The organism is Ochrobactrum sp. SFR4 (assembly GCF_019730395.1).
Taxonomy (GTDB): domain Bacteria; phylum Pseudomonadota; class Alphaproteobacteria; order Rhizobiales; family Rhizobiaceae; genus Pseudochrobactrum.
Window position 1 is genome coordinate 1 of record NZ_JAAPBB010000047.1, and the last position, 1,487, is coordinate 1,487.

Here is a 1,487-nt window from a genome sequence, read left to right on the forward strand (position 1 = left end):
TTCCAATAGCCTCTAAATCTGTGACCACCTGTTTTGCCGTAGAGTAATTATCAAAAAGGAGACTGTTTATTATTTTGTGTAAGTTGCCGCTTCTTTTACAAATGATCTTTCAAGCGATGATCAAAATGTATCGTAAACCAATTCATAGCTAAGCGCCAATTTTGAATAGGCATAGTCCATTTTTTAGCAGCATTTGCAGCAGCTAAAAAGATAACCTTCTTGGCTGAATCGTCTGATGAGAATATTTTACGCTTCTTTGTTGTGTGCCTAATGACGCTATTGAGTGATTCAATGGCATTCGTCGTATAAATCGCGTGCCTGATTTCAGCAGGGTAGTTAAAGATAGTACGTATGTTTTCCCAATTGGCCTTCCAGGTTTCACCTATTTTCGGATACTGATGGTTCCATTGCTCGCAGAATGCATCCAGTGCCGATAAGGCATTATCTTCTGTGCTTGCCTGATAAATGGACTTCAAGCCAGCGGTTACTGCTTTGTAATCTTTCCAGCTGACAAAGCGCAGGCTGTTTCGAACAACGTGGACAATACATAACTGTATATCCGTATGGGGGTAAACTGATGCAATGGCCTCAGGAAACCCTTTCAGGCCATCCACACACGCAACCAAAATATCCTGAACTCCACGGTTTTTTAATTCAGTCATAACGGATAGCCAGAACTTCGCACCTTCTGTTTGGGCAATCCACATACCTAAAAGTTCTTTTTGGCCGTCCATATTAACCGCCAAAGCTAAATAGACGGATTTGTTGATGACGGTCGAATGCTGGCGTATTTTAACAACCAGACAGTCCAAATAAACGACAGGATAAAGGCTGTCTAATGCCCTGTTTTGCCATTCGGTGACCTGTTCAATGACAGCATCCGTAACCTTACTAATGAGGGAGGCGGAAACGTCTGCATCATACATTTCTTTGAAGAAAGCCACGATTTCTCTATTCGTCATGCCCTTGGCATAAAGCGACAAGATTTGGTCATCCATACTGGTGATACGTGTTTGATGCTTTTTTATCAGCTGCGGCTCGAATGAACCGTCCCGATCTCGGGGAATTTCCAAGGTTAATTGACCATCCGGAGAAGAGACGGTCTTCTCACTAAAGCCATTACGGGCATTAGACGTTTTTCGTGGTTGATGCTTCTCATAGCCAAGATGCTCGGAAAGCTCTGTGTTAAGAGCTGCTTCGATCATGACCTTTTTGAAAATAGAGGAAATTTGGTTCAAATCCTCATGAGACTTCAACCCTTTAGCTAATTCTAGAGCTAAATTTTTAATCTTGGCTTCATCCATGTGAAGTACCTCTTTATGTCTATCCAAACAGGATAAGGGAAAATAAAGGCACTTACACAAAATTTAGAACAGTCCCTGCTTAGTGGGTATTATGGTTACGGTGCTTGTGTATGGCGTTGTTGCGATAATTGTTAAGCTTGATGACTTTGGTGTGCTTTTAGCCAAAAAAGGCAGGCTGTCATG

At 42.0% G+C, this 1,487-nt stretch carries 2 protein-coding genes; one reads left to right on the top strand and one right to left on the bottom strand.

Annotated features, from left to right (window positions below):
* Window positions 1-95: 95 nt before the first annotated feature.
* Window positions 96-1,304: an IS256 family transposase gene (locus HBA93_RS17710; RefSeq protein WP_221724169.1), complete on the bottom strand. Its 1,209-nt coding sequence runs from the start codon at window positions 1,302-1,304 to the stop codon at window positions 96-98.
* Window positions 1,305-1,395: 91 nt separating this feature from the next.
* On the opposite strand from HBA93_RS17710, the gene HBA93_RS17715 reads away from it, so the two are divergent.
* Window positions 1,396-1,487, top strand: a 92-nt coding sequence (locus HBA93_RS17715) for a DUF808 family protein (RefSeq protein ID WP_286202033.1), incomplete at its 3' end; no start/stop codon positions are given.

What these genes read in the sequence shown, in the direction of transcription:
- HBA93_RS17710 (WP_221724169.1), bottom strand. Translation starts at nt 1,304, where the DNA reads ATGGATGAAGCCAAGATTAAAAATTTAGCTCTAGAATTAGCTAAAGGG.